The 23,267-nt window shown below is 72.4% G+C and carries 25 protein-coding genes; 9 read left to right on the top strand and 16 right to left on the bottom strand.

From position 1 onward, the window contains the following. Positions 1-32 precede the first annotated feature (32 nt). The 3 genes from AC1DP1_RS13810 (at position 33) to AC1DP1_RS13800 (ending at position 1,865) form a co-directional block, all read left to right on the top strand. Positions 33-1,301 (top strand): MFS transporter, encoded by a 1,269-nt coding sequence (locus AC1DP1_RS13810; protein WP_477507316.1) that lies wholly within the window; start codon positions 33-35, stop codon positions 1,299-1,301. A 39-nt stretch (positions 1,302-1,340) separates the two neighbouring features. Then, complete coding sequence (locus AC1DP1_RS13805; protein ID WP_477507315.1) at positions 1,341-1,628, top strand: DUF1330 domain-containing protein; 288 nt, start codon at positions 1,341-1,343, stop codon at positions 1,626-1,628. Positions 1,629-1,697: 69 nt separating this feature from the next. Next, entirely contained in the window at positions 1,698-1,865 is a 168-nt protein-coding gene (locus tag AC1DP1_RS13800) for a hypothetical protein (protein WP_477507314.1), read from the top strand. Positions 1,866-1,898: 33 nt separating this feature from the next. On the opposite strand, the gene AC1DP1_RS13795 is transcribed toward AC1DP1_RS13800, so the two are convergent. Beyond that, entirely contained in the window at positions 1,899-2,375 is a 477-nt protein-coding gene (locus AC1DP1_RS13795; RefSeq protein WP_457185633.1) for a hypothetical protein, read from the bottom strand. 222 nt (positions 2,376-2,597) lie between these two features. Between AC1DP1_RS13795 and AC1DP1_RS13790 the strand changes: the two genes are divergently transcribed. The 4 genes from AC1DP1_RS13790 (at position 2,598) to AC1DP1_RS13775 (ending at position 7,199) form a co-directional block, all read left to right on the top strand. Continuing rightward, complete coding sequence (locus tag AC1DP1_RS13790) at positions 2,598-3,446, top strand: hypothetical protein (RefSeq protein WP_477507313.1); 849 nt, start codon at positions 2,598-2,600, stop codon at positions 3,444-3,446. Between the two features lie 214 nt (positions 3,447-3,660). Then, positions 3,661-5,013, top strand: coding sequence for an MFS transporter (locus AC1DP1_RS13785; protein ID WP_477507312.1), 1,353 nt, complete (start codon positions 3,661-3,663; stop codon positions 5,011-5,013). Then, positions 4,997-5,872, top strand: coding sequence for a 1,4-dihydroxy-2-naphthoate polyprenyltransferase (locus tag AC1DP1_RS13780; protein ID WP_457191636.1), 876 nt, complete (start codon positions 4,997-4,999; stop codon positions 5,870-5,872). The genes AC1DP1_RS13785 and AC1DP1_RS13780 overlap by 17 nt, the downstream gene beginning before the upstream one ends. A 70-nt stretch (positions 5,873-5,942) precedes the next feature. Then, positions 5,943-7,199, top strand: coding sequence for a GNAT family N-acetyltransferase (locus AC1DP1_RS13775; RefSeq protein ID WP_477507311.1), 1,257 nt, complete (start codon positions 5,943-5,945; stop codon positions 7,197-7,199). On the opposite strand, the gene AC1DP1_RS13770 is transcribed toward AC1DP1_RS13775, so the two are convergent. Next, the gene (locus tag AC1DP1_RS13770) at positions 7,186-8,280 is read right to left on the bottom strand and encodes a DNA glycosylase AlkZ-like family protein (RefSeq protein ID WP_477507310.1); all 1,095 of its coding nucleotides are present in this window, start codon (positions 8,278-8,280) and stop codon (positions 7,186-7,188) included. The two genes, AC1DP1_RS13775 and AC1DP1_RS13770, sit on opposite strands and share 14 nt — an antisense overlap. A gap of 26 nt (positions 8,281-8,306) precedes the next feature. Beyond that, entirely contained in the window at positions 8,307-8,570 is a 264-nt protein-coding gene (locus tag AC1DP1_RS13765) for a DUF4229 domain-containing protein (protein ID WP_457191642.1), read from the bottom strand. Between the two features lie 36 nt (positions 8,571-8,606). Between AC1DP1_RS13765 and AC1DP1_RS13760 the strand changes: the two genes are divergently transcribed. Continuing rightward, positions 8,607-8,783, top strand: coding sequence for a hypothetical protein (locus AC1DP1_RS13760; RefSeq protein WP_300049356.1), 177 nt, complete (start codon positions 8,607-8,609; stop codon positions 8,781-8,783). Here AC1DP1_RS13760 and ccsB read toward each other — a convergent pair. From ccsB to hemL, 6 genes are all read right to left on the bottom strand, one after another. Beyond that, positions 8,700-9,749 carry a c-type cytochrome biogenesis protein CcsB gene (gene ccsB / locus AC1DP1_RS13755; RefSeq protein ID WP_477507309.1) on the bottom strand — a complete coding sequence of 350 codons (1,050 nt, stop codon included), beginning with the start codon at positions 9,747-9,749 and terminating at the stop codon, positions 8,700-8,702. The two genes, AC1DP1_RS13760 and ccsB, sit on opposite strands and share 84 nt — an antisense overlap. Beyond that, positions 9,746-11,404: a cytochrome c biogenesis protein ResB gene (gene resB, locus AC1DP1_RS13750; protein ID WP_457191646.1), complete on the bottom strand. Its 1,659-nt coding sequence runs from the start codon at positions 11,402-11,404 to the stop codon at positions 9,746-9,748. Before resB ends, ccsB begins: the two co-directional genes overlap by 4 nt. Beyond that, on the bottom strand, positions 11,401-12,150 hold the full coding sequence (locus tag AC1DP1_RS13745) for a cytochrome c biogenesis CcdA family protein (protein ID WP_191194395.1): 750 nt from the start codon (positions 12,148-12,150) through the stop codon (positions 11,401-11,403). The genes resB and AC1DP1_RS13745 overlap by 4 nt, the downstream gene beginning before the upstream one ends. Next, positions 12,143-12,586: a TlpA family protein disulfide reductase gene (locus AC1DP1_RS13740; RefSeq protein WP_300049351.1), complete on the bottom strand. Its 444-nt coding sequence runs from the start codon at positions 12,584-12,586 to the stop codon at positions 12,143-12,145. Before AC1DP1_RS13740 ends, AC1DP1_RS13745 begins: the two co-directional genes overlap by 8 nt. A gap of 125 nt (positions 12,587-12,711) precedes the next feature. Further along, positions 12,712-13,389, bottom strand: coding sequence for a histidine phosphatase family protein (locus AC1DP1_RS13735; RefSeq protein WP_477507308.1), 678 nt, complete (start codon positions 13,387-13,389; stop codon positions 12,712-12,714). A gap of 1 nt (position 13,390) precedes the next feature. Then, on the bottom strand, positions 13,391-14,719 hold the full coding sequence (hemL, locus tag AC1DP1_RS13730) for a glutamate-1-semialdehyde 2,1-aminomutase (RefSeq protein WP_477507307.1): 1,329 nt from the start codon (positions 14,717-14,719) through the stop codon (positions 13,391-13,393). A gap of 183 nt (positions 14,720-14,902) precedes the next feature. Between hemL and AC1DP1_RS13725 the strand changes: the two genes are divergently transcribed. After that, the gene (locus AC1DP1_RS13725) at positions 14,903-16,099 is read left to right on the top strand and encodes a lytic transglycosylase domain-containing protein (RefSeq protein ID WP_477507306.1); all 1,197 of its coding nucleotides are present in this window, start codon (positions 14,903-14,905) and stop codon (positions 16,097-16,099) included. A 6-nt stretch (positions 16,100-16,105) separates the two neighbouring features. Here AC1DP1_RS13725 and hemB read toward each other — a convergent pair whose 3' ends face one another. The 7 genes from hemB to AC1DP1_RS13690 form a co-directional block, all read right to left on the bottom strand. Further along, entirely contained in the window at positions 16,106-17,101 is a 996-nt protein-coding gene (gene hemB, locus AC1DP1_RS13720; RefSeq protein ID WP_477507305.1) for a porphobilinogen synthase, read from the bottom strand. 31 nt (positions 17,102-17,132) lie between these two features. Further along, positions 17,133-18,788, bottom strand: coding sequence for a bifunctional uroporphyrinogen-III C-methyltransferase/uroporphyrinogen-III synthase (locus AC1DP1_RS13715; protein WP_477507304.1), 1,656 nt, complete (start codon positions 18,786-18,788; stop codon positions 17,133-17,135). Continuing rightward, complete coding sequence (gene hemC, locus AC1DP1_RS13710) at positions 18,785-19,807, bottom strand: hydroxymethylbilane synthase (protein ID WP_477507303.1); 1,023 nt, start codon at positions 19,805-19,807, stop codon at positions 18,785-18,787. Before hemC ends, AC1DP1_RS13715 begins: the two co-directional genes overlap by 4 nt. After that, positions 19,804-21,090, bottom strand: coding sequence for a glutamyl-tRNA reductase (locus AC1DP1_RS13705; RefSeq protein WP_477507302.1), 1,287 nt, complete (start codon positions 21,088-21,090; stop codon positions 19,804-19,806). The genes hemC and AC1DP1_RS13705 overlap by 4 nt, the downstream gene beginning before the upstream one ends. Further along, on the bottom strand, positions 21,087-21,761 hold the full coding sequence (locus AC1DP1_RS13700; RefSeq protein WP_457191663.1) for a redox-sensing transcriptional repressor Rex: 675 nt from the start codon (positions 21,759-21,761) through the stop codon (positions 21,087-21,089). Before AC1DP1_RS13700 ends, AC1DP1_RS13705 begins: the two co-directional genes overlap by 4 nt. A gap of 187 nt (positions 21,762-21,948) precedes the next feature. Next, positions 21,949-22,209 carry a hypothetical protein gene (locus AC1DP1_RS13695; RefSeq protein ID WP_477507301.1) on the bottom strand — a complete coding sequence of 87 codons (261 nt, stop codon included), beginning with the start codon at positions 22,207-22,209 and terminating at the stop codon, positions 21,949-21,951. A gap of 49 nt (positions 22,210-22,258) precedes the next feature. Beyond that, positions 22,259-23,227, bottom strand: coding sequence for an MsnO8 family LLM class oxidoreductase (locus tag AC1DP1_RS13690; RefSeq protein WP_477507300.1), 969 nt, complete (start codon positions 23,225-23,227; stop codon positions 22,259-22,261). Positions 23,228-23,267: the final 40 nt, after the last annotated feature.

The raw sequence follows: 23,267 nt of genomic DNA, 5'->3' as shown, positions 1-23,267 counted from the left end.
CGAACGCTAGTGGCTCTGCCAGCATGAGCACGATGGACGGTACCGAGACGCGACGCGAGCCAGGGGCGCAGTCCTGGTGGCAGCGGCAGCTCCCCCCGTCGCCGCTCGCACGGTCGCTGTCGGTCCAGTCGATCCTCTTCGCGGTCGGCGAGGGCACCTTCATCACCGGCTCCGCGGTCTTCTTCACCCAGATCGTGGGCCTCTCGGCCGCCCAGGTCGGCATCGGCCTCACCGTCGCCGGCGTCGTGTCGTTCTTCTTCGCGGTGCCGGCGGGCAAGCTCGCCGACCGCGTCGGCACGAGACGCACGTGGGCGATCGGCGCCGGGCTCACCGCCCTGCTCTACCTCGTGTGGCCGCTGATCCACGGCTTCGCCGCCTACCTCGCGATGATGGTCGTGCTCGAGGTGGTCAGCCAGGCCGGCTGGAGCGGCCGCGGTGCCTACACGATCGACATCTTCACCCGCGAGGAGCGCGTCCAGTCGCAGGCCTTCATGCGGGCCGCGCTCAACATCGGGTTCACCGTCGGCGCCCTCATCGGCGGCCTCGCACTGGCGACCAACAGCGACGCCGTCGTGCGCGCCGTGCCGCTCCTCACCGGCGCCATCCTGCTTGCGAACACGTACTGGATCACCAGGCTGCCCGACCCGCCCGCGAAGGCCCCGAGACCCACCGACGACGAGGTGGTCAAGCCGCGTGCGCTGAAGAACCGGCCGTTCCTCGCCCTGATGACGGGCGACGGCGTGCTCGGCACCAACCAGGTGCTGCTCAACATCGTGATCCCGCTGTGGCTCGTCGAGGAGACCGACGCCCCGCGCGTGCTGCTCGCGTGGCTCTTCGCCACCAACACCGTGATGGCGGTGCTGCTGCAGGTCGCCGCGGCACGCGGCGTCGACTCCGTCGCGCGGTCGCTGCGGGCGTCGTACATCTCGTCCGGCTTCTTCGTCCTGTCCTGCGCCATCGTGCTCGTCACCCACGACACGATCGGCTGGGTGACGATCGCGCTGGTCTGGCTCGGTCACGTCACGGTGACCGGTGCCGAGCTCTTCCAGTCGGCCGGCCACTGGGGCTTCATGTCGGACCTGACCGACGCCGACCAGCGCGCGGAGTACCAGGGCGCCGCCCACATCGGCGGCACCCTCGGCTCGGTGTGGGCGCCCGCGCTCTACACCTGGCTGGCGATGGAGCACGGGTCGTTCGGGTGGATCACGATCGCGGTCATCGTGGCGGTCTCGACGCTCACCATGGGACCGTCGGCCCGGGCCGCGGAGCGCTACCTCGCACGGCACGGCTCGGCGACCTGACCGGGCACGGCCCCGGTCGTACGCCGTAGGGTCGCGGCCATGACCGCGTACTGGATCACCACCTACAAGGCCGTCCACGACCCCGACAAGGTGGCGGCCTACGCCACGCTCGCCGGACCGGCGCTCACCGCGGCGGGTGGCCGGTTCCTCGTGCGCGGCGTGCCCGAGGTGACCTTCGAGAAGGGCGAGTCCACCCGCACGATCGTGATCGAGTTCCCGTCGGTCGAGGCAGCGGTCGCTGCGCACGACAGCGAGGCCTACCAGGGGGCGCTACGCGCGCTCGACGGCGGCGCCGACCGCGACATGCGCGTGGTGCCCGGCGCGTAGCCACCCCTCCCCCGCGACCCGTGCCATCCGCCACTGTGCTCCCTGCCGGCTGCGTGGCACGGTGGAGGGATGGACGCCTTCCGGCTCGTCGCCACCGTCGTCGTGATGGTGGGGGTCGTCGTGGCCATCCTGCTGTTCGAGCGACGCAGGGCCGAGCAGATCAGGCGGGACACCGCGCGGATGGCGCAGGGCCGCCCCCCGGAGGAGGCCGACGACGAGGACGGCCGGGCTCCGTAGCCGCGACGTCCATCGACACCCAGGGCGCCGCCCTCAGGTGGCGACGGCCTCGCGGACCCGGTCGAGCATCGCCTGCTCGCCGGCACTGACCTGCTCCGCGCGGAAGCCCATGAAGCCGCCCTCCTTGGCGGCGTCGGCCGAGGCCTGGGCACTCGCCAGCAACCAGGCGCCGTACGCCGCTGCCTCCTCGGCAGACGCCTTGGCGGCCACGACCTCCACCACCCCGCGGAGCTCGGCCACCACCTCGTCCCCGACCGCAGGGCCGGTGGGCTTGTAGCCCTTGAGCGGATGCCGGCGTTCCTGCACCATCGCCTGCACGTCGAGCGCCACGTCGGCAAGGAGCTCCTCGCGGCTCGGCGGGCTGGTGGCCGACTTCATCGCGGCCATCGTCTCCTTCGCTGCCTCGATGGGGCCGCCCGGGTCGGCCAGGGAGATCGCCAGCCCGGCCACGAACGGTGCCCGCACGATCCGGGCCCATTCCTCCTCGGAGAAGTCGCTCTTCGTCGTCACGCCATCATCCCTTCGAGCGCGGAGGCCGCACCCCGTCCGAGGCTCGGCATGGCTCCCAGTGTCCACGGCGCCCACGGGGCTGTCATCCCGCTCGGCGGGGGAGGCGGGCGCCTCACCCGGCACGGATGATGCCTGCCGGCTACCGGTCGGGCAGCGTGTGGCGCACCTGTCCGGCTGCGTCACACCCAACGACCTCGAGGGGGATCGGTGCGCCCGAGTGTCATGACGCGACGACTCCGCCTCGGCGGCCTGCTGCTCGTGGCGCTCGGTCTGCTCACGGCCTGCGGTGGGGGTGGCGGAGAAGAAGGAGGCGGGCCGACCGTCTCGCCGACCCGGACGCCCACGGCCACCGAGCTGCCCAGCCCCACGCGTACACCCACAGGGACGTTGCCCACCCCGACCCGCACGCCGTCGGGCACGGAGAGCCCCACCCAGACCCCCACGGAAACGCCTACCGAGACGCCTACCGAGACCCCCACCGAGACGCCTACTGAGACGGTCACGGAAACGCCCACCGAGACGCCCACCGAGACGGTCACGGAAACGCCCACCGAGACCCCCACCCAGACGCCTACGGAAGCGCCCGAGGACCAGGCAGCCGAGGGACAGGGCGAGGACGACGGAGTGCCGTCCTGGGTGTGGTGGGTCGCGGCCGCTGTCGTGCTGGGATGCCTCGTCGCCGTCCCACTGGTCGTACGCGGACGGCGTCGGGCCTCGTGGCAGCGCGAGCTGGAGCGCCAGGAGGCCGAGGTCGAGTGGTTCGCACGCGACCTGCTGCGCGAGCTGCGCCTCGCGGGGTCCCACGAGGAGATGGCCGGCGGCTGGGCCGTGAGCCAGGGACGCGTCGCCGCCGCCGAGGACGGGCTCACCGTGCTCGAGTCCACGGCACCGGACGACGCCGGTGGGGCCCGCGCGCGATCGTTGCGAGACGCCGTCCGCGACGCGCGCGCCCGCATGCAACGGCTCGTGGCTCCGGGCCAGCACGACACGTGGGCACTCGACCTGGACACCCTCATGATCGACCTCCAGGGCACGCTGCGCCCAGCGGCGACACCGACGCCCCCCGCCTGAGTCGTACGTAGTCTGCCGCCTGGTCGGGTCGTGGGTGTCGGGATCGCGGGTCACCTGGTGACCCAGATCCTCCGTGAAGGTGCTCGCCGGACCGGGCCGGGTCTCGTGACGGTCGCTGAGCGACCTCCTCGACCACCAGAGGGACGAACGTCACGACGGTCGCGTCCGAAAATGGCAGGACGACTGTCGGTGCCGCGGGAGAGGATGATCGGCGATGCTCACCGCCCTGAAACGCTATGCCACGCCTCCGTCCGCACTGGCCGGACGGCTCTCGCTGCAGTCCCTGATCTTCGCGTCGGGGGACGGCACGTTCCTGGCCGGCTCGGCAGTGTTCTTCACCCTCGTCGTCGGCCTGTCCCTCGGGCAGGTCGGGATCGGCCTCACCATCGCTGCGATCGCGAGCTTCGTGGTCGCGGTGCCCATGGGCAAGCTGGTCGACCACTTCGGCCCCAAGCGCATGTGGTCCCTCAGCGCCGTCGTGCAGGGGGCGCTGTTCCTGGCGTGGCCGTTCATCGACAGCTTCCCCGAGTACGTCGCCCTCGCGGTGGCCATGGAGGTCGCGGGCACGCTGGGCGGGACGGCCCACGGCGCCTATGTCATCGACATCCTCCCTCCGGCGGAGCGGGTCGAGTCCCGGGCCTACATGTACTCCGCCCTCAACGTCGGCTTCAGCATCGGCGCCTTCCTCGGCGCCGGGGCCATCGCCTTCGGCACCGACGCGCTCCGCTGGGCGCCCGCGCTGAGCGCGGTGCTGTTCCTGGCCAACAGCGCGGCGATCCTCCGGCTGCCCGACGCCAGCCACGACGTTCGCAGCAGCGAGCCGCGCGTGAAGCCCGAGGGCATCCCCGCGATCCGTAACCGCGCCTGGATCGCGGTGACCACCTTCACGGGAGTCATGTGGACGAACCAGGTGCTGCTGCACACGGTGATCCCGGTCTGGCTGGTGACCGAGACCGACGCTCCCAAGGTGCTCGTCGCCATCCTCTTCGGCACCAACACGCTCATGTGCATCGTGCTCCCCCGGCTGGCGTCGCGAGGCATCCACGACATCAGCACAGCGCTGCGAGCAGTGCGGCTCTCCACCCTCTTCTTCGTGCTCACCTGCCTGATCACGCTGGCGACGCACGAGACGGTCGGCTGGATCACCATCGTGCTGTTCTTCCTCGGCCACGTCGTCCTCACGTGGGCCGAGCTCTTCCTCTCCGCCTCGGGCTGGACCCTCGAGGCGGAGCTGATGGACCCGCGACGTCGCGGCGACTACCAGGGCGTCTCCGAGCTCGGCGGCACGCTGGGCAGGTTCTGGGCGCCGGCGGTCTACGGCTTCCTCGCCATGGAGTGGGGCGCCTTCGGCTGGCTCACCATTGCCGCCATCGTCACCGCCGGCGCGGCGGGGCTCCACGTCTCCGCGCACGCCGGGCGCCGCTTCCTCGAGCAGCACGTGCCGGCCGACGTCCTGGCCGACGCTCGCGCCGGCGCCCCCGAGCCGGACGACGCGGCGGCGGGACCGCCCTCGATGCTCGAAGCGGACGCGCCACTGCCAGAATCCACCGGTGACCTCCTCCGCTGACTGGCTCGCCGGCGCCCGACCGCGCACCCTCCCCGCCGCGGTCGCGCCAGTGCTCGCCGGCACCGGCGTGGCGGCGTACGTCGACGAGGCGGTGTGGTGGAAGGCGCTGCTCGCCCTGGTCGTCAGCCTCGCCCTGCAGGTCGGCGTCAACTACGCCAACGACTACTCCGACGGCGTCCGTGGCACCGACGCCGACCGCGTCGGCCCGATGCGGCTCGTCGGCTCGGGAGCGGCGTCACCGCGCGCCGTGAAGACCGCCGCCTTCGCCGCCTTCGGCGTGGCGGCCGCGGCCGGCCTGGTCCTCGCCGCCACGACCGCGTGGTGGCTCGTCGCGGTCGGCCTCGTGTGCGTGGTCGCCGCCTGGTTCTACACCGGCGGCGAGAAGCCCTACGGCTACCTCGGCCTCGGCGAGGTGATGGTCTTCGTCTTCTTCGGCCTGGTCGCGGTCATCGGCACGACCTATGTCCAGACCGAGACGTGGGAGTGGCCCGCGCTCTACGCCGGGGTCGGCGTCGGCGCGCTCGCCTGCGCCATCCTCGTCGCCAACAACCTGCGCGACATCCCCACCGACACCGTCTCCGGCAAGCGGACGCTGGCGGTGCGGCTCGGCGACGAGCGCACCCGCTCGGTCTACGCCTTCCTCGTGCTCGTCGCCGCTGCTGCCGTGGTCGCCGTCGCGGTCGCCACGACCTGGTGGGCGCTCGTCGGCCTCGGCTTCCTGGCCCGGGCGCTGCCGCCCACCCGTGCCGTCCTGGGCGGCGCCACGGGGCCGGCCCTCATCCCCGTCCTGGCCGCCACGGGGGCCGCTGAGCTGATCTGGTCGGTCCTCGTCGCGGTGCCGCTGTTCCTGGTGTCGTAGCGGCACGTCGCTGCTCCTCGACCACGGAAAACGCGTGGCCCACATGCGGTGCGCTCACTAGCGTGGCGGGGTGGACTACGACTTCGCGATCCTCGACTTCTCCGACGACTCCGACGAGGCGGTCGCCCGGCGCCGGGGCTGGGTCGGCGCCGTCCTGCGCGGCTTCCGTGACCCCCGCCCCGAGGACGAGCTCATCGACCGGTGGGTCCGCCACTACCGCACCGACGAGGTCATCGTGCGCGGCGCGTGGCTGCCCGAGGGAGAGTTCGGCGCCGGGCCGATGCCGGTCGCGACGTACGCCAGCCTCGACAAGACGCTCAACGCCGGCCGGGAGCTGCTGCCGCTGCGGATGATCACCGACGTCACCACCAGCGCCGCACACCGGCGCCGCGGCCTGCTGCGCCGGATGATCGAGGACGACCTCGACGACGCGGTGGCGAAGGGGGTCCCGATCGCGGCACTGACCGCGTCCGAGGCCACGATCTATGGCCGGTGGGGCTTCGGGCCGGCGACGTTCCGGCAGGGCGTGGACGTCAACACGACCACCGGCTTCGCGTTCCGCTCGTTCACCGACCCGGGCCGCGTCGAGCTCTTGGAGCCGGCAGACGCCTGGCCGCACGTGAAGGCGGTCTTCGACACCTTCCACGCCCGGCAGCGAGGGTCGGTCGAGTGGCCGGCGCAGTACGAGGACATGCACACCGGGGCCTACGACTTCAACGGCAGCGGCGCGCACCGCAAGATCCGCACCGCGGTCCACCTCGACGACGACAGGCGCGTCGACGGCTTCGCGATCTTCAAGCACGACGAGAAGGACACCGTGAAGGTCGACGAGATGGCCGCGCTCACGCCGCAGGCGCAGCTCGGGCTGTGGTCGTTCCTCGCGTCGCTGGACCGGGTGAAGACCGTGACCTTCAACATCGTCCACCCCGAGGACCCGCTGATGTGGGCGCTCACCGACCTCAACCGGGTGAAGACCACCGAGCTCGAGGAGTTCCTCTGGCTTCGCGTCCTCGACGTCCCGCGGGCGCTGGAGGCCCGCCCCTGGACGGCCGACGGGACGGTCGTGCTCGAGGTCGACGACCCGCAGGGGCACGCGGCCGGTCGCTTCGCGGTGACCACCAGGGACGGCGTCGCGACGGTCACCCCCACCGACGACGAGGCGACGGTGCGGGTGACGGCCGAGACCCTCGGCGCGCTCTACCTCGGCAACGTGCCGGTGCCGCAGCTGCGCCGGGCGGGGCGGGTCGTGGGCACGGACGACGACGTACGACGTTTCGCCGCGATGGCAGACCTCCGCGAGCCGGCCTACAACCTCACGGGGTTCTGAGCTCGAGGTCGGCGCCGAGGAGCGACCCCAGCCGGGTCGCCTCGGCCGCCAGCCCGGCCGACGCCGGGACGTCGACCTCGAGCACGTCGGCCCGGGCCCGCCACGTGCCTGCCACGACGCCGTCGGCCAGCACGGGGTTGGCCCCGCGGGTCATGGCGGTGCGGTGCCCGGGGGGCACGACCCAAGGGTCCTGGGTGCCCGGACCCATCACCCAGTCGTCCTTGCCCGGCAGCAGCACCACCGTCGGCTCGGGCCGCGTGGTCATGAGGTCGTCGACCCGGGACGCGAGGTGCCAGCGCGCCTCGCCCTCGACGTCGACCTCGACGAGGTCGCCCTCGACCTCACGCCACCACCGCTCCAGCCGCTTCCGGCCGGCACTCAACCCGCCGCCGAGCCAGTGGTCGACGAGCCCCGGCGTGGTCGGGCCGTAGGCGTCGACGTACTCCAGGACGGCGCGCGGTCCCGCCTCCTCGAGGTCCGGCACGCCGGCCCACCCGGGTGCCAGCGCGGGGCTCTGCAGCTCCAGCGGGCCGGAGAGGTCGGGGCCGAGCACGATGTCGCCCTGCCACGCGAAGGGCTTCAGGAAGGTGTGGTTGGGCTCCGCGAACTCCTGCGCCAGGTGGGCGAAGCGCTGGTGCCCGGCGAGCACGTCGGCGACCGCCTGCGGTCGCACCGGACCGGACGCGACGACCTGGCGGACGACCGCCCGCAGGTCGGGCCACTCGTCGGGAGCGAGCCGGTAGTGCTCGACCCAGCTCTTGAGCGCCCACTGCCGTCCCGCCGACCGGAGCGCGAGGTAGGTGCCGGCGGTCTCGGGCGCCATCACCTGCACCGACCCGCGGAACGAGAACGTCCGCACCAGTCGGCCGTCGGTGAGGGCACGCTGCACCTCCCCCGGCTCGCCCGGCGACGCGAGCCGACGGCGTACGGACAGGTCGGGGTCGGAGCCGAAGACGGACACCGCCGCCAGCGTCCGGACGACCTCGGTCGGGTCGGCGGCGCCCGAGAGCAGGTGCTGACGACGCATCCGCCAGGCAAGCGCCTGGCCCCGCGTCACCCGCAGCGGCATCGGACCGGGCACCGGATCAGGCTCGCGTCAGGCTCGCGTCAGTCCTGGTCCTCGCGCGCCTTGCGCTCCTCGAAGGCCGCAGACGCCCGGGACGCGCGCGTCTCGACGCGCTGCGCGAAGGCCTCGCGCTGCCGGTTGAGGATGAAGTAGGACGCGATGCCGGAGATCAGGAAGGCCAGGATCACGGCCCAGAAGAGGTTGTACCGACCGTCGAACAAGAGGGCCATCACGCCCACGACGACACCGAACGACGCCAGGAACAGCACGACCCGCATGGCGGTGTAGACAACGAACTCCTTCACGCCCCCAGCCTAGGTCGTGGCGACTACATTGGAGGAATGCTGAAGGTCCTGCTCGTCGTCGCCCTGATCGCGGTCGTCGTGTGGTTCCTCGTCAGGCTGACGCTGCGTCGTCTCGACGGAGGCGGGACGTCACGCCCGCGGGTGATCGGACCCGACGACGACCCCGACTTCCTGCGCAACCTCGACCGGCCCCGCAAGCCGGAGGACGACTGACATCTCCGGCGCGGCTCCCTCGGCGTAGGAGTGCTGGCTGCTGGAGCTGAAGAAGTTGATGCCGATGAAGTTGAACCACAGCGTCGCGGCCCCGACCAGCGCCAGGATCGCCGCGTTGCGGCCGCGCCAGCCCGCGGTCGCGCGGGCGTGCAGGTAGGCGGCGTAGACCACCCACGTGATGAAGGCCCACACCTCCTTGGGGTCCCAGTTCCAGTAGGCCCCCCATGCCTGGTGCGCCCAGATCGGACCGGTGATGAGGACCGCGAAGGTCCACACCGGGAAGCCGAAGGCGTGCATCCGGTAGGAGAGCCGGTCGAGGACCTTGGGCTCGGGCACGCGGGCGAGGTAGCCGGTGGTCGCCGACGAGCGCGACTTGACGAGGTAGAGCCCCGAGAGCAGCGCACCCAGGGTGAAGGCGCCGGTGGAGATCACCGCCGACACCACGTGGATCACCAGCCAGGGCGAGTTGAGCGCGTCGGGCAGCGGCAGCACCGCGTCGTCGAGGCCGAGGAACGCCGCCATCAGGGCGGCCACCACGAAGGTCGTGACGAGCGGCCCGAGCCACTCGATGTCGATGCGCAGCGTGGCCAGCACGAAGATCAGCGCGACCACGAAGGTGCCCGAGATCGTGAACTCGTACATGTTGCCCCACGGCACCCGGTTGGGGTCGGCCGCGAGGCCACGCGCGACGAGGGCAACGAAGTGCACGGCGACGGCGAAGACGGTCAGGACGAGACCCAGGCGGCCGGCCACCTCGCTGCGACGGCTCGGGTCGGGCTCCTGGTCGACCGCGACGGCGTGGCTCGCACCGCCGCCGTCCGCGCCGACGGACACGGTCTCGACCTCCTTGCTCGCCGTGCGCAGGCTCGCCAGCTCGAAGAAGTAGGCCAGCATCGCGAGGAAGTAGAGCACCGCGGCGCCGATGACGGCCTCGTAGCTGAACACCTCCCACTGTGCGTCGGTCACGACTCGTCCTTCCTGTTGCTGTCAGTCTTCACGCCGGTCTCCTCGTGCAAGGCTGCCACGACCTCCCCGAGCTCGGCGGCGCCGTCCTCGGGGTCCCCACCGGACGACCGGTCGAGGCGGGCGACCTCGACGAGCGTGGTGCCGTCGTCCTGCCGGCGCGCGCGCACCCACATGCGGCGCGGGCGCACGAAGAGCGAGCCCAGCAGGCCGAGGAGCGCGACGACGACCCCGGAGAGCGCGACCAACGACCCCGGGCTGCGGCTGACCTGGATCTTGTTCCACCGCTGCAGGCCGTCGAACGTCACCGTACCGAGGCCGTCGGGCAGCGTCGCGGTCTCGCCGGGACGCAGGTCCATGCGGAACGGCTGGCCGTTGGGCTTCATCACCTGGGTGGCGTCGGCCTTGTCGAGCACGTAGACCGACGAGGCCGATCCGTCCTGGAGGCCGAGGTCGCCGGTCCACAGGCTCATCGAGATGAGCGGGTCCAGCGCCTCGCCGAAGACCGACGCCGGCATCGTGAGGTTGCCGTCGGCGTCCCTGCCCATCGCGAAGGTCGGGTAGAACGCGCCCTCGAGGCCGATCTGACCGGGCTTGGCGAACGGCGCCTTGACGACGCCGAACGACTCGAACGTCTGCGCGTTGGTCGGCAGGAAGACCACGGGGCCGCTCTTGGTGACCTCGCCCTCGCCGTCGCGGATCGTGATCACCGGCGCGTAGCCGTGACCGATGAGGAAGACGTCGGTGCCGCCGATCGACAGCGGGTGGTTGACCTTGAGGTCGTAGGTCTTGTCCTCGCCGCCCGGCTCGGTCGTGTAGTCGAGCTTCGCGACGAACTCGCGCGCCATCCCGGCCCGCTTGCCCTCGGTGAGCCAGTCGACGTCGAAGTCGGTGATGCTGAAGGAGAACGGCTCCATCACGTCGGGGTCGAAGAGCGCGCCCGGGGCGAAGTCGTCGTACTGCGTCAGGTTGTTGGAGAAGCCGTAGTCCGTGCCGTTGAGCAGGATGACGCCGCCCTTGTAGCCGAACAGGCTGCCGGCAGCGACACCCACGAGCACGACGATCACGGCGAGGTGGAAGACCAGGTTGCCGGCCTCGCGGAGGTAGCCGCGCTCGGCGGCGACCGCGTCGGACTCGTCCTCGACGTAGTGGACGCGGAAGCGCCGCCCCTTCATCACGCGCGCGGCACGGGCCAGCACGGCGTCGGGGTCCTCGTCGGTGGTGTACGACGTGCTCTCCGGCAGGCGCGAGAGGTGACGCGGCGCCTTCGGGGGCTTGGCGCGCATCGCGCGGTAGTAGACGAACAGGCGCGGGATGATGCAGCCCACCAGCGAGATCATCAGCAGGATGTAGATCGCGGCGAACCACACCGAGCCGTAGACCGAGAACAGGTCGAGGCGGTCCCAGATCGGCGCGAGCCGCGGGTGGTCGTCGCGCCACTGCGACACCGCGAGGGAGTCGATGTTCTCCTGGGGGATCACCGAGCCGGGGATCGCTGCGAGCGCCAGCAGCAGGAGCAGCACCAGCGCGGTGCGCATCGAGGTGAGCTGCCGCCACGACCACCGGGCAAGCTCGCGGGTCGTGAGGTCGCTCGGGAGCGCGGTCGCCTGACGGTCGTCGGAGGGCCGCTGCCGGAGGTCGGGCTGGAGGTCGGTCACACCGGCACCGTGAATCCCTGGACCACCTGCAGCTGGAGCCACTGGACGATGCGGTCCCACCAGCCGGTCACGAGCAGGATGCCGACCAGGATCATCATCACGCCGCCGAGGCGCACGACGAGCATCTGGTGGCGGCGGATCACCGCGAACGCGCCCAGCATGCGCCGGTAGGCGAAGGCCGCGGCGATGAACGGCAGCCCGAGCCCGAGAGCGAAGACCGCCGATAGCAGCGCACCGCGAGCGGCGGTCGCCTCGTTGACCGACAGCACGTTGATCGCCGCCAGGGTGGGGCCGACGCACGGCGTCCAGCCGACACCGAAGAGGAAGCCGAGCAGCGGCGCCGCCGCCAGCCCGACGGCGGGCACCTTGTGGATCCGCCAGTCGCGCTGCAGGAAGCCGAACGCGCCGAGGAACGCGACGCCGAGCAGGATCGTGATGACCCCGAGGACGACGTTGAGCTGGCGCGTGTGGGTGAACAGCCACGCCCCGGCCGCGCCGGTGAGGCTGCCCAGCAGCACGAAGACGACCGAGAAGCCGAGCACGAAGAGCGTCGCACCGAGCACCATCCGGCCGCGGCGCGCCTGGTCGAGGTCTCCCCCGGAGATCCCGGTGGCGTAGGACAGGTAGCCCGGCAGGAGCGGGATGACGCAGGGGCTGAAGAACGAGATCAGGCCGGCGGCCAGGGCGACCGGGAGGGCCAGCACCATCGACCCGGACAGCGCCGTCTCCTGGAACCAGTCACTCATCACGGACCGCCTCGACCAGCGAGACCAGCGTCTGCGTGGTCGGGATCCGGCCGTTGACCGACGCCGCGACCCGACCCTCGGCGTCGAGGACGACCGTGCTCGGGATGGACCGCGGCGTCAGGGTGCCGGCGAACGGCAGCAGGGCCGAGCCGTCGGCGGAGTAGATCGAGGAGTAGGGCACGTCGAGGTCACGGACGTAGGCCGCTGCGTCGTCCTGCGAGGCGTCACGGATGTTGAGACCGATGAACTGCACGTCGTCGCCGAGCGCGGCCGCGGCTTCGTTGAGGTCGGGCTGCTCCTTGATGCACGGCGGGCACCACGACGCCCAGACGTTGACGACGACCGGCCCGCCGCGCAGGTCGGCGAGGTCGACGTCGCCGCCCTCGAGGTCAGTGCCGGTGAGGTCGACGGGCTCGCCGCGGTCGGCCGGCGCCACCTCCGTCGGAACGCCGGTCCCGGAGATGTAGCCCTTGTCACCGGTCCCGGACAGGCCGGAGCAACCTGCGAGCGCGAGCAGGCAGGCGAGGCCGAGGAGCGGGCCGAGGAGCAGGCGGGCGAGCTTCAGGGCCGGTCCTCCTGTGGTGCACCACCGGCCGAGAACGGGGCGGAGCGGTCGCCCACCGGGATCAGGTCACCGGCGGGCTCGGAGTAGCGGACCTGCGTCACCCGGTCGTCGTCGAAGACGACGCTCGTCAGCGAGCACAGCGTGCACTGGCGGGTCTTGGGGTGGTGGAGGTAGCTGCGCTTCTCCAGGAACAGCCGCGTCGTCCAGATGGGCAGCTGGTGGGACACCACGACGGCCTCGTGGCCGGCCGCGGACTCGCGTGCGTCGTGGACCGCCGCCATCATCCGGCCGGCGATCTCGTCGTAGGGCTCGCCCCACGACGGCTTGAACGGGTTGTACATGTGGCGCAGCAGGCCGGGGCGCTTGAGGAACGTCTTCGCGCCGTCGCCGAAGTCGATGCCCTGGAACTTGTTGCCGGACTCGATCACCCGCGGGTCGAGCTGCGGAGTGATCGCGAGCCGCGTCGCCAGCGGCGCGAGGGTCTCCTGCGCCCGCTCGAGCGGCGACGTACGGAGGTGGACGATGTCGCGGTCGCCGATCGTCTCCGCGATCCGCTGCGCCATCTGGTTGCCGAGGTCGGACAGGTGGAACCCGTCCATCCGGCCGTAGAGGACGCCACCGGGGTTGTGGACCTCACCGTGCCGGAGCAGGTGGACGATGGTCTGGACTCCCATGTCAGTGACCTCCCGCCGCAGCGGCCGCGGAGGCGGCGGCCGGCAGGGCATCGATGATGGTGGACAGGGCCCGGTCGTCGTGCGCCGAGGAGACGAACCACGCCTCGTACGCCGACGGGGGCAGGTAGACGCCCTGGTCGAGCATCGAGTGGAAGAACGCGGCGTAGGCGCCGGTGTCCTGCTGGCTCGCCCCGGCGAAGTCGCGGACCGCGCCGTCGCGGAAGAACACCGAGAACATGGTGCCGGCGGTCTGGACGACGTGCGGGACGCCGGCCGCCCGGAGGTGCTCGGCGGCGGCGGCGCGGATCGTCTGCGCGGTGGCGTCGAGCTGCGCGTAGACGTCGGGCGTCGCGAGCCGCAGGGTGGCGAGGCCGGCCGTCGTGGCGACCGGGTTCCCCGAGAGCGTGCCGGCCTGGTAGACGGGGCCCTCGGGCGCGAGGTGGGCCATCAGGTCGGCGCGACCGCCGAAGGCCGCTGCCGGGAACCCGCCGCCCATCACCTTGCCGAAGGTCATCAGGTCGGGCGTCCAGCCCTCGACGGCGCCGTCGAGGCCCCACCCGCCCTGCTCGGTCGCGCGGAAGCCGGTCATCACCTCGTCGCTGATGAACAGGGCGCCGTGGGCGCGGCAGGTCTCGGCGAGGAAGGCGTTGAAGCCCGGCGCCGGCGGCACGACGCCCATGTTGCCCGGCGAGGCCTCGGTGATCAGGCACGCGATGCGCGACCCGTGGACCTCGAAGGCGGCCGCCACGGCGGCGCGGTCGTTGTAGGGCAGGACGAGCGTCTCGGCGGCCGACGTCGCGGGCACGCCGCTGGTGCCGGGCACCGCCAGCGTCGCGACGCCCGAGCCGGCCTCGGCCAGCAACGGGTCGACGTGGCCGTGGTAGCAGCCGGCGAACTTCACGACGAGGTCGCGACCGGTCGCGCCGCGCGCCAGCCGGATCGCCGACATGGTGGCCTCGGTGCCGGAGGAGACGAAGCGGACCCGCTCGACCGGCGTACGCCGCACGATCTCCTCGGCCAGCTCGACCTCGGGCTGCGTCGGGGTGCCGTACGACGTCCCGCGGGCCACCGCACCGGCCACGGCCGCCTGGACGTCGGGGTGCGCGTGGCCGAGCAGCATCGGACCCCACGAGCAGATCAGGTCGACGTAGTCGTTGCCGTCGGCGTCGGTGAGCCAGGCTCCCGAGGCGGAGGTGATGAAGCGCGGCGTCCCGCCGACCGCGGTGAACGCGCGCACGGGCGAGTTCACGCCGCCGGGCGTCACGGCCCGGGCACGCTCGAACCAGGCTTCGCTGGCCGCGGTCGTCGAGGGGATGGTCGCGGAGGTCACCGGGTCATTGTCACGCAGGTGCGCAAGGGATCCCCATTCGGTGCGCGGGGGCTTCCCACGGATGTGGGTTGGCGCACAGCCGACGCGCGCGTAACTTGGTGTGACGAATCGTCGTTGACGAGGTGTGGACGTGCCCGGAGGGGGTACGAGGACTCCACGACGACCAAGGGGAGTGCGCACGACATGTCGAGTTCCACCCGACTGCACCGAGCGATCGCCATCATCCCGCTGGCGGTGCTCTCCGCAGCGTGGACCGCCAACCTCGCAGGCGTCGGCGTCGACCCGGCGAGCGCCGACCCCGACGGCACGCACACCCTCCCCGACGGCACCGTCCTGCCGACCGCCGCGATCGAGGCGCCGGCCAGCGTGGGCGACGCGGTGAGCCGCGCCGCCTCGCTCACCCCCGGCTCCGCCAGCGAGATCCCGCAGGCCGCGCTCTCCGCCTACCAGCGCGCCGAGGCCGTGATCAACGAGGCCGACAAGGGCTGCAACCTGCCGTGGGAGCTCGTCGCCGCGATCGGCCGGGTCGAGTCCGACCACGGCCGCTTCGGGGGCAACTCCCTCGACGACCGCGGCGTCGCCCGCCCCGGCATCTTCGGCATCGCGCTCGACGGCAAGAACGACACCCAGCGGATCCTCGACACCGACGCCGGGCAGTACGACGACGACACCCGCTTCGACCGGGCCGTGGGTCCGATGCAGTTCATCCCCTCGACCTGGTCGGTGGTCGGGGTCGACGGCGACAACGACGGCACCCGCGACCCGCAGGACGTCGACGACGCGGCCCTCGCGACCGCCGTCTACCTCTGCTCCGGAGACGACGACCTGTCGTCGGAGAAGGGCCAGCGGGCCTCGGTCTACCGCTACAACCACTCCAACGACTACGTCGACCTGGTGCTGGAGATCATGCAGGCCTACATGGACGGCGACTTCAGCGCCGTGCCGAACTCGACGCTCACCTCCGGCGTGATCGCCCCCGACCCCACCTCCTCGACCGGCGGCAACGGCGGCAAGGGGGGCGACGGCGGCGGGAAGGGCGGCAACGGCGGGAAGGACGACCAGTCCTCCCCCACCAAGAACCCGACCCCCACGCAGACCCCGACGCAGAGCCCGACCCAGACGCAGAGCCCCGCCCCCACCCAGGATCCGACGCAGTCGCCGACGCAGGACCCCACCAAGGGCCCGACCAAGGACCCGACGGTCGTCCCCACGGTCGACCCGACGACGCCGCTGCCGACGCTCACGCCGACGCTGCCGACCAACACCATCACCGCCACCCTGACCTGGGCCGAGGCCCAGGCTCAGTGCCTGGCCAGCGGGATCTCCGCGCTCGACGTGCCGGCGCTCAACGCCTGCATCGCCAACCTGATGAACCCCTGACGGGGCTCAGGCGCGCAGCAGGCGGGCGGCCTCGGAGGCCCAGTAGGTGAGGATGACGTCGGCCCCGGCCCGGCGGATCGAGGTCAGGGTCTCCAGGATGGCGGCCTCGCGGTCGATCCAGCCGTTGGCCGCGGCGGCCTCGAGCATGGCGTACTCGCCGGAGACGTTGTAGGCGGCGACCGGCACGTCGACGGCGTCGCGCACGCGGCGTACGACGTCGAGGTAGGGCAGGGCCGGCTTCACCATCACGAGGTCGGCGCCCTCAGCGACGTCGAGGAGCACCTCCCGGACGCCCTCGAGGGCGTTGGCGGGGTCCTGCTGGTAGGTGCGGCGGTCACCGACGAGCGAGGAGTCGACGGCCTCGCGGAAGGGGCCGAAGAAGGCGGAGGCGTACTTCGCGGAGTACGCCAGCACGGACACGTGGCTGTGCCCGGCGTCGTCGAGCGCCTTGCGGACGACCGCGACCTGGCCGTCCATCATCCCGCTGGGGCCGACCATGTCGACCCCGGCCGCCGCCTGCGCGAGGGCCATCTCGGCGTACGCCGCCAGGGTCTGGTCGTTGTCGACCTCGCCGTCGGGCGTGAGCAGGCCGCAGTGGCCGTGGTCGGTGAACTCGTCGAGGCACAGGTCCGACATCACCGTGAGCTGGTCGCCCACCTCGGCGACGACGTCGGTGATGGCGAGGTTGAGCACTCCGGCCGGGTCGAGCGCGCCGGAGCCCGTGGCGTCCTTGTGCTCGGGGATGCCGAAGAGCATCACCCCGCCGAGGCCGAGCTCGGCCGCCTCGGCGACCGCCCGCTTGAGCGAGTCGCGGGAGTGCTGGACGACACCCGGCATCGAGGAGATCGGGTGCGGGTCCGAGAGACCTTCGCGGATGAAGACCGGCAGGACCAGCGAGCTGGGCACCACGTGGGTCTCGGCGACCATGCGGCGCAGCGCGGGGGTGCGCCGCAGCCGCCGGGGTCGGATGGTCGGGCCCTGGACGTGCGTCTCGTCGGTCACTTCTCCATCCTTCCCCAGCGGCGGGTGCGAGCTACTTGGCGCGGGCCTTGCGGCGACCCGACGCGGTGCGCTCGCTCGGGCGCGTGACCGGCTCGCCGGCCTCGAGCATCGAGAGGCGTCGTGCCGCGCCGAAGTCCGCGAGGGCGTCGACGAGGACCTCGACGTCGGGCGTCGGGGCCAGCACGTCGACCCGGAGACCGTGCTCCTCGGCGGTCTTGGCCGTCTGCGGGCCGATCACCGCGATGATCGTCGACGGGTGCGGCTTGCCGGCGATGCCGACGAGGTTGCGGACCGTCGAGGACGAGGTGAAGACGACCGCGTCGAACTTGCCGGTCTTGATGGCGTCGCGGACCGGCGCCGGCGGCGGGGTGGCCCGCACCGTGCGGTAGGCGGTGACGTCGTCGCACTCCCAGCCGAGGTCGACCAGGCCGGCGACGAGGTTCTCCGTCGCGATGTCGGCGCGGGGCAGGAAGACCCGGTTGATCGGGTCGAGCACCTCGTCGTAGGGCGGCCACTCCTCGAGCAGGCCGGCGGCGGACTGGTCGCCGGACGGGACGAGGTCGGCGCGTAGGCCCCAGGCGGCGATCGCCTGGGCGGTCTTGTCGCCCACCGCGGCGATCTTCAGGCCCGAGAACGCGCGGGCGTCGAGGCCGTACTCCTCGAACTTCTCGCGCACGGCCTTGACCGCGTTGACCGAGGTGAAGGCGATCCACTCGTAGCGGCCCTCGACGAGGCCGCGGACGGCCTTGTCCATCTGGAGCGGGTTGCGCGGCGGCTCGACCGAGATGGTCGGCACCTCCTCGGGCACGGCGCCGTACTCGCGCAGGCGACGCGACAGCGAGCCGGCCTGCTCCTTGGTGCGGGGCACCAGCGCACGCCAGCCGAACAGCGGCTTGGTCTCGAACCACGACAGCGTCTGGCGCAGGTCGACGACGTCACCGATGACGGTGATCGCCGGCGGCGCGATGCGCGCGGCGCGGGCGTCGGCCGCGATGTCGGACAGCGTGGAGACGAGCGTGTGCTGCTCGGTCGTCGTGCCGACGCGGGTCATCGCGACCGGCGTCTCGGGCGAGCGACCGGCCTCGATCAGCGCGGCCGCGGTCTCGCCGATGCTGCCGACGCCGGAGAGCAGGACCAGCGTGCGGTCGTCGGCGTAAACGCTCCAGTCGACCTTGTCGCCGCAGGTGACGACGGCCATCTCCTTGTGGCGCTTGGTGGTCAGCGGGATGCCAGCGTAGGCCGGGACCGCGCTGACCGAGGAGACACCGGGGACGACGTCGAAGCCGACGCCGGCCTTGACACAGGCCTGCGCCTCCTCGGGTCCGGAGGCGTAGAGGAACGGGTCGCCGGTCATCAGCCGGACGACGCGCTGCTTCTTGCCGTGGCGCACGACGACCTTGGCGCGGGCCGCGTGGGTCAGGGGCTGGCCGTCCTCGCCGAAGCCGCCGTCGACGATCTCCGGGCCGCCCACGAGGCCGTCGGGGCCCTCGACGAGGCCGAGGACCTGGCGGACCAGCTCGATGTGCTCGGGCGCCTCGGTCACGATCACCTCGGCACCCTGGAGGAGCTCCACGGCTCGCACCGTCAGCAGGCCCGGGTCACCGGGTCCACTGCCGACGAACGACACCCAGCCATGGGCGGGGGTGGTGGGCGCGGTGCTGGCCTGCGGGGTCTGTACTCGCGTCATGCGTGCTGATTCCTCACTGGTGGTGCTTCCATCAGGTCTGCTGCTCCCTCGTCGAGCATGTCGCTCGCGAGGCGTGTTCCGATCCGTTCGGCCTCGGCGACGGGGCCGGTGGTGCTCATCCGCACCGACAGGCCGCCGTCCTCGGAGAGGACCACGGCGCGCAGCCACAGCTCCTCGCCGTCCTCCCCCTCGACGACCTCGGCCAGGGCACCCAGCGGGGCCGAGCAGCCGGCCTCGAGGGTGGACAGGACCGCGCGCTCGGCCGTGACCGCGGCGCGGGTGGCGGGGTCGTCGAGCCGGGCCAGCGCCGCCACCAGCTCGGTGTCGCCGGAGCGGCACTCGATGGCGAGGGCACCCTGGCCGGGCGCCGGCAGCATCTGGAGGGGGTCGAGGACCTCGGTGACCTCGTCGAGGCGACCGAGGCGGGCCAGTCCGGCGCGGGCCAGGACGATCGCGTCGACCTCGCCGCTGCGGACCTTGCCGATGCGGGTGTCGACGTTGCCGCGGATGCCGTGGAGCTCCAGGCCGAGGCCCAGGGCTGCGAGCTGGCTGACCCGACGCGGGGAGCCCGTGCCGAGCCGACTGCCCACGGGCAGCTCGCCGAGCGTGAGGCCGTCGCGCGCAACGATCACGTCGCGCGGGTCCTCGCGCAGCGGCACGGCGGCCAGCGCGATGCCGTCGGCGGGCGTGGTCGGCAGGTCCTTGAGCGAGTGGACGGCGAAGTCGACGTGGCCGTCGAGGAGCGCGTCGCGCAGGGCGCTGACGAAGACCCCAGTGCCGCCCATCTGGGCGAGCGGGGCGGCGCTGCGGTCGCCCTCGGTCGAGACCTCGACGAGCTCGACCTCGCGGCCGAGGTGCGCCTCGACCAGCCCGGCCACGAGCCCGGACTGGGTGGTGGCCAGGGCGGAGGCGCGGGTGCCGAGGCGGAGCGGACGGTTTCCGGCCGTGCTCGTTCCGGGGTCACCACGGCGTTGTTCGGGGGAGCGCAGCGGAGGAGAAGAAGGTCGTGGGGTGGTCATGGCTGACCCTCCGCTCGCGAGATGGCGTCGACCGCGTCGGGGTCGAGCCGGAAGAGCTCGGCCAGCGCGGCGGTGTAGGAGACGGCGGGCTCGGCGTCGGCCAGCTCCTTGACCCGGACGGTCGGCTCGTGGAGGAGCTTGTCGGCGACCCGGCGCACGGTGTGGAGGACCTCGGCACGGGTGGCGTCGTCGAGGCCCGGCAGGCGCGCGGACAGCCGCTCCATCTCGGCGTCGACCACCGAGGTGGCCATCGAGCGCAGGGCGACGACGGTCGGCGTCACGCTCGCCTGGCGTCGTACGGCCAGGAAGGCGCTGATCTCCTGCCCGACGATGGTGCGAACGTCGTCGACGCCCGCGGTGGCCTCGAGGCCGCGCAGCTCGTCGGCGAGGCCGGCGAGGTTGATCAGCTCGACGCCCGGCAGGTCGGCCAGCGACGGGTCGACGTCGTGCGGCAGAGCGAGGTCGATCACGGTGAGCGGCCGGTCGCTGCTGCCGCGCGCGGTGACCACGTCGGCGAGGCGGACCAGCGGCTCGGGGGCGCCGGTGCAGGAGATGACGATGTCGGCCGTGGCGAGCTCGTCGGTGAGGGACTCCAGCGGCAACGAGGCGGCGGCGTACTCCTCGGCGAGCCGCTCGGCGCGGGCGGCTGTTCGGTTGAGCACCGAGATGCTGGTGGCACCGCTGCGCGACAGGTGGGCGACCGCGAGGGAGGCCATCGCGCCGGCGCCGATCACGAGCGCCGTCGCGCCGGCGACGGGCACCGAGCTGCGCTCGAGGGCGGCGGTGACCAGCGACGGGGCCGCGCGGTCGATGTCGGTCTCGGCGTGCGCCCGCTTGCCGACGCGCAGCGCCTGCTGGAAGAGGGTGTTGAGCGCCGGGCCGACGGTGCCGTGCTCCTGGCCGACGCGCAGCGCCTCGCGCGTCTGGCCGAGGATCTGGCCCTCGCCCACCACCATCGAGTCGAGCCCGGCGGCCACCTGGAAGAGGTGCGAGACGGCGCCCTCGTCGTAGTGGACGTAGAGGTGCGGCAGCAGGGCCTCGGTGGACTGCTCGGCGCGCGCGACGAGGAGGCCGGACAGGTCCTCCACGCTGCCGTGGAAGCGGTCGACCTCGGCGTAGACCTCGAGGCGGTTGCAGGTCACGATCGCCGTCGCCTCGGAGACGTGCTCACCACCCATCACGTCCTGGATGAGCTTGGTGGCGCTCTCCCCGTCGAGCGCGAGCTTCTCGAGCAGCTCGACGGGAGCGGACTTGTGGGAGATGCCGACGACCAGGACGCTCACGACACGACCTCCGATCCGGGAGCGATCGACTTGCGCTGCTCGTGGTAGGCGAGGATCTGCAGCTCGATGGAGAGGTCCACCTTCCGTACGTCGACGCCCGCCGGCACCGTCAGGACGGTCGGGGCGAAGTTGAGAATGCTGGTGATGCCGGCGGCGACCATGCGGTCGGCGACGGACTGGGCGGCCACGGCCGGCGTCGCGATCACGCCGATGGACACGGCGTCCTCGGAGACGATCGACTCGAGGTCCTCGAAGGAGCGGACGTCGAGCCCGGCGACCACCTCGTCGTGGCGGTCGGGGTCGGCGTCGAGGAGCGCGACGACGCGGAACCCGCGGCTGCGGAAGCCGGAGTAGTTGGCGAGCGCGTGACCGAGGTTTCCGATGCCGACGATGACGACCGGCCAGTCCTGCGTCACGCCGATCTCGCGGGCGATCTGGTAGCGGAGGTACTCCACGTCGTAGCCCACGCCGCGGGTGCCGTAGCTGCCGAGGTAGGACAGGTCCTTGCGGAGCTTGGCGCTGTTGACGCCCGCCGACGCGGCGAGCTCCTCGCTGGAGCACGTCGTGGTGCCGTCGTCCGCCAGGCCGGTCAGGGCACGGAGGTACACGGGAAGCCTGGCGACAGTCGCCTCGGGAATGTCCCGGGCAGAGTCGGGGGTCCGTGCGGTCACAGCTGCTTCTTTCCAGTCCGGCGAACCTCGCCTGACCCGGCCACTGTAGGAGTTTGTGAACGGGAGAACAAAACGACGGAATGGGCGGCTAGCACATGTGAGAAGACCCACCCGAAGCGGGGGTCTCTCGACTTGCGTGAAGGGTGCCGGAGGGCCTAACGGAGGGCCCGTCCCGATGGGCGCGTGCTCAGGAACCGGGGCGGTGCTGGAGCTCGACGACACCTCGTGCGGTGACGGTTCGCGGAGCCCGGCGCGTGAGTCCCGTCTCCAGCTCCTCCACGAGGACCCAGCCGACCTCGGTCGCCCACTGGGTCGGTGAGTCGCACACCTCGCCCGTGGACGGCCCGAGGGGTGCCTGCGAGGGACGGAACCGCATGCCGAGGCGATCCGGCTCGCCCGGCCAGTGGAAGGTCACGAGGATGTCGCCGTCGTCGAGGGTCGTCTGCACCGGAACCGCTCCGTCGCCGATGGCGACGTGCCGCACCCGCTCCTGCGGCTCAGCGCAGCAGCTCGGCCAGCATCCGGTCCGAGGCGTGCAGCGCGTCGCGGTCGGGGGTGGAGCTGCTCGCCAGCAGCTCGTCGGCGCCCGTGGCCTCCACCAGCGCGTCGAGGCGGCGCCGTACGGTCACGGGGCTGCCGGCCACGGCCCGGTCGAGCGAGGCCTCCACCCGCCGGCGTACCTGGCTGGGCCAGGACTCCTCCCGGATCGCCTCGATGCCCTCGAGCGGCGGGAACTCGCCGGTCTGACGTGAGCGTGCCATCGCCCACGCCTCCGGCAGGGCGAGCTCGCGGCCGGTCGCGTCGTCGTCGGCGACGAGCACGTCCAGGGAGACCGTCACCCGCGGCTCGCTGCCGCGGTGCGGTCGGAACCCGTGCCGGTAGCGCGACAACGCGTCGGCCAGCTCGGGGGACTCGAGGACGGGGCCACCCACGACCACGGGCAGGCCCAGCCGGGCGGCGAGGTCCAGCCCGCGCCCGGTGGCGAGCAGGTGCATCGGCACCGGCGTGCCGGTGGAGGGACGAGCCGTGACCTCGGCGGTGCCCTCGAGGTAGCCGCGCAGCTCCTGGAGGTCGTCCTCGAACGTGTCGCCGTCCTCGTGGTCGCGCCGGAGGGCGCGGCGCACCGGCGCCGTGAAGCCGAGGGACCGGCCGAGGCCGAGGTCGACACGACCGGGGTGGAGGGCGTCGAGGACGAGGAACTGCTCGGCGACCACCAGCGGCTGGTGCAGCGGCAGCATCACCCCACCCGACCCGATCCGGATGTGGTGCGTACGTGCGCCGATCGCGGCGAGGAGCACCGCCGGTGTCCCGGACGCGATGCCCGGTACGGCGTGGTGCTCGGCGACCCAGAAGCGGTCGTAGCCGACCTGCTCGGCGTGCACCGCCCGGGCGACCGTCGCCTCGAGGGCCTCGGCGTCGGGCATGCCGACGCGGGTGCGGGAGCGGTCGAGCAGGGATGCCTTCACCTGTCCCCCAACGCCGCACGGACCGGCCGTCTTCCCGGCC

This window comes from Nocardioides sp. P4_G10 (genome assembly GCF_056401175.1).
Note: the sequence above shows the minus strand (reverse complement) of the source record. Positions and strands in the feature narration are given on the sequence as shown.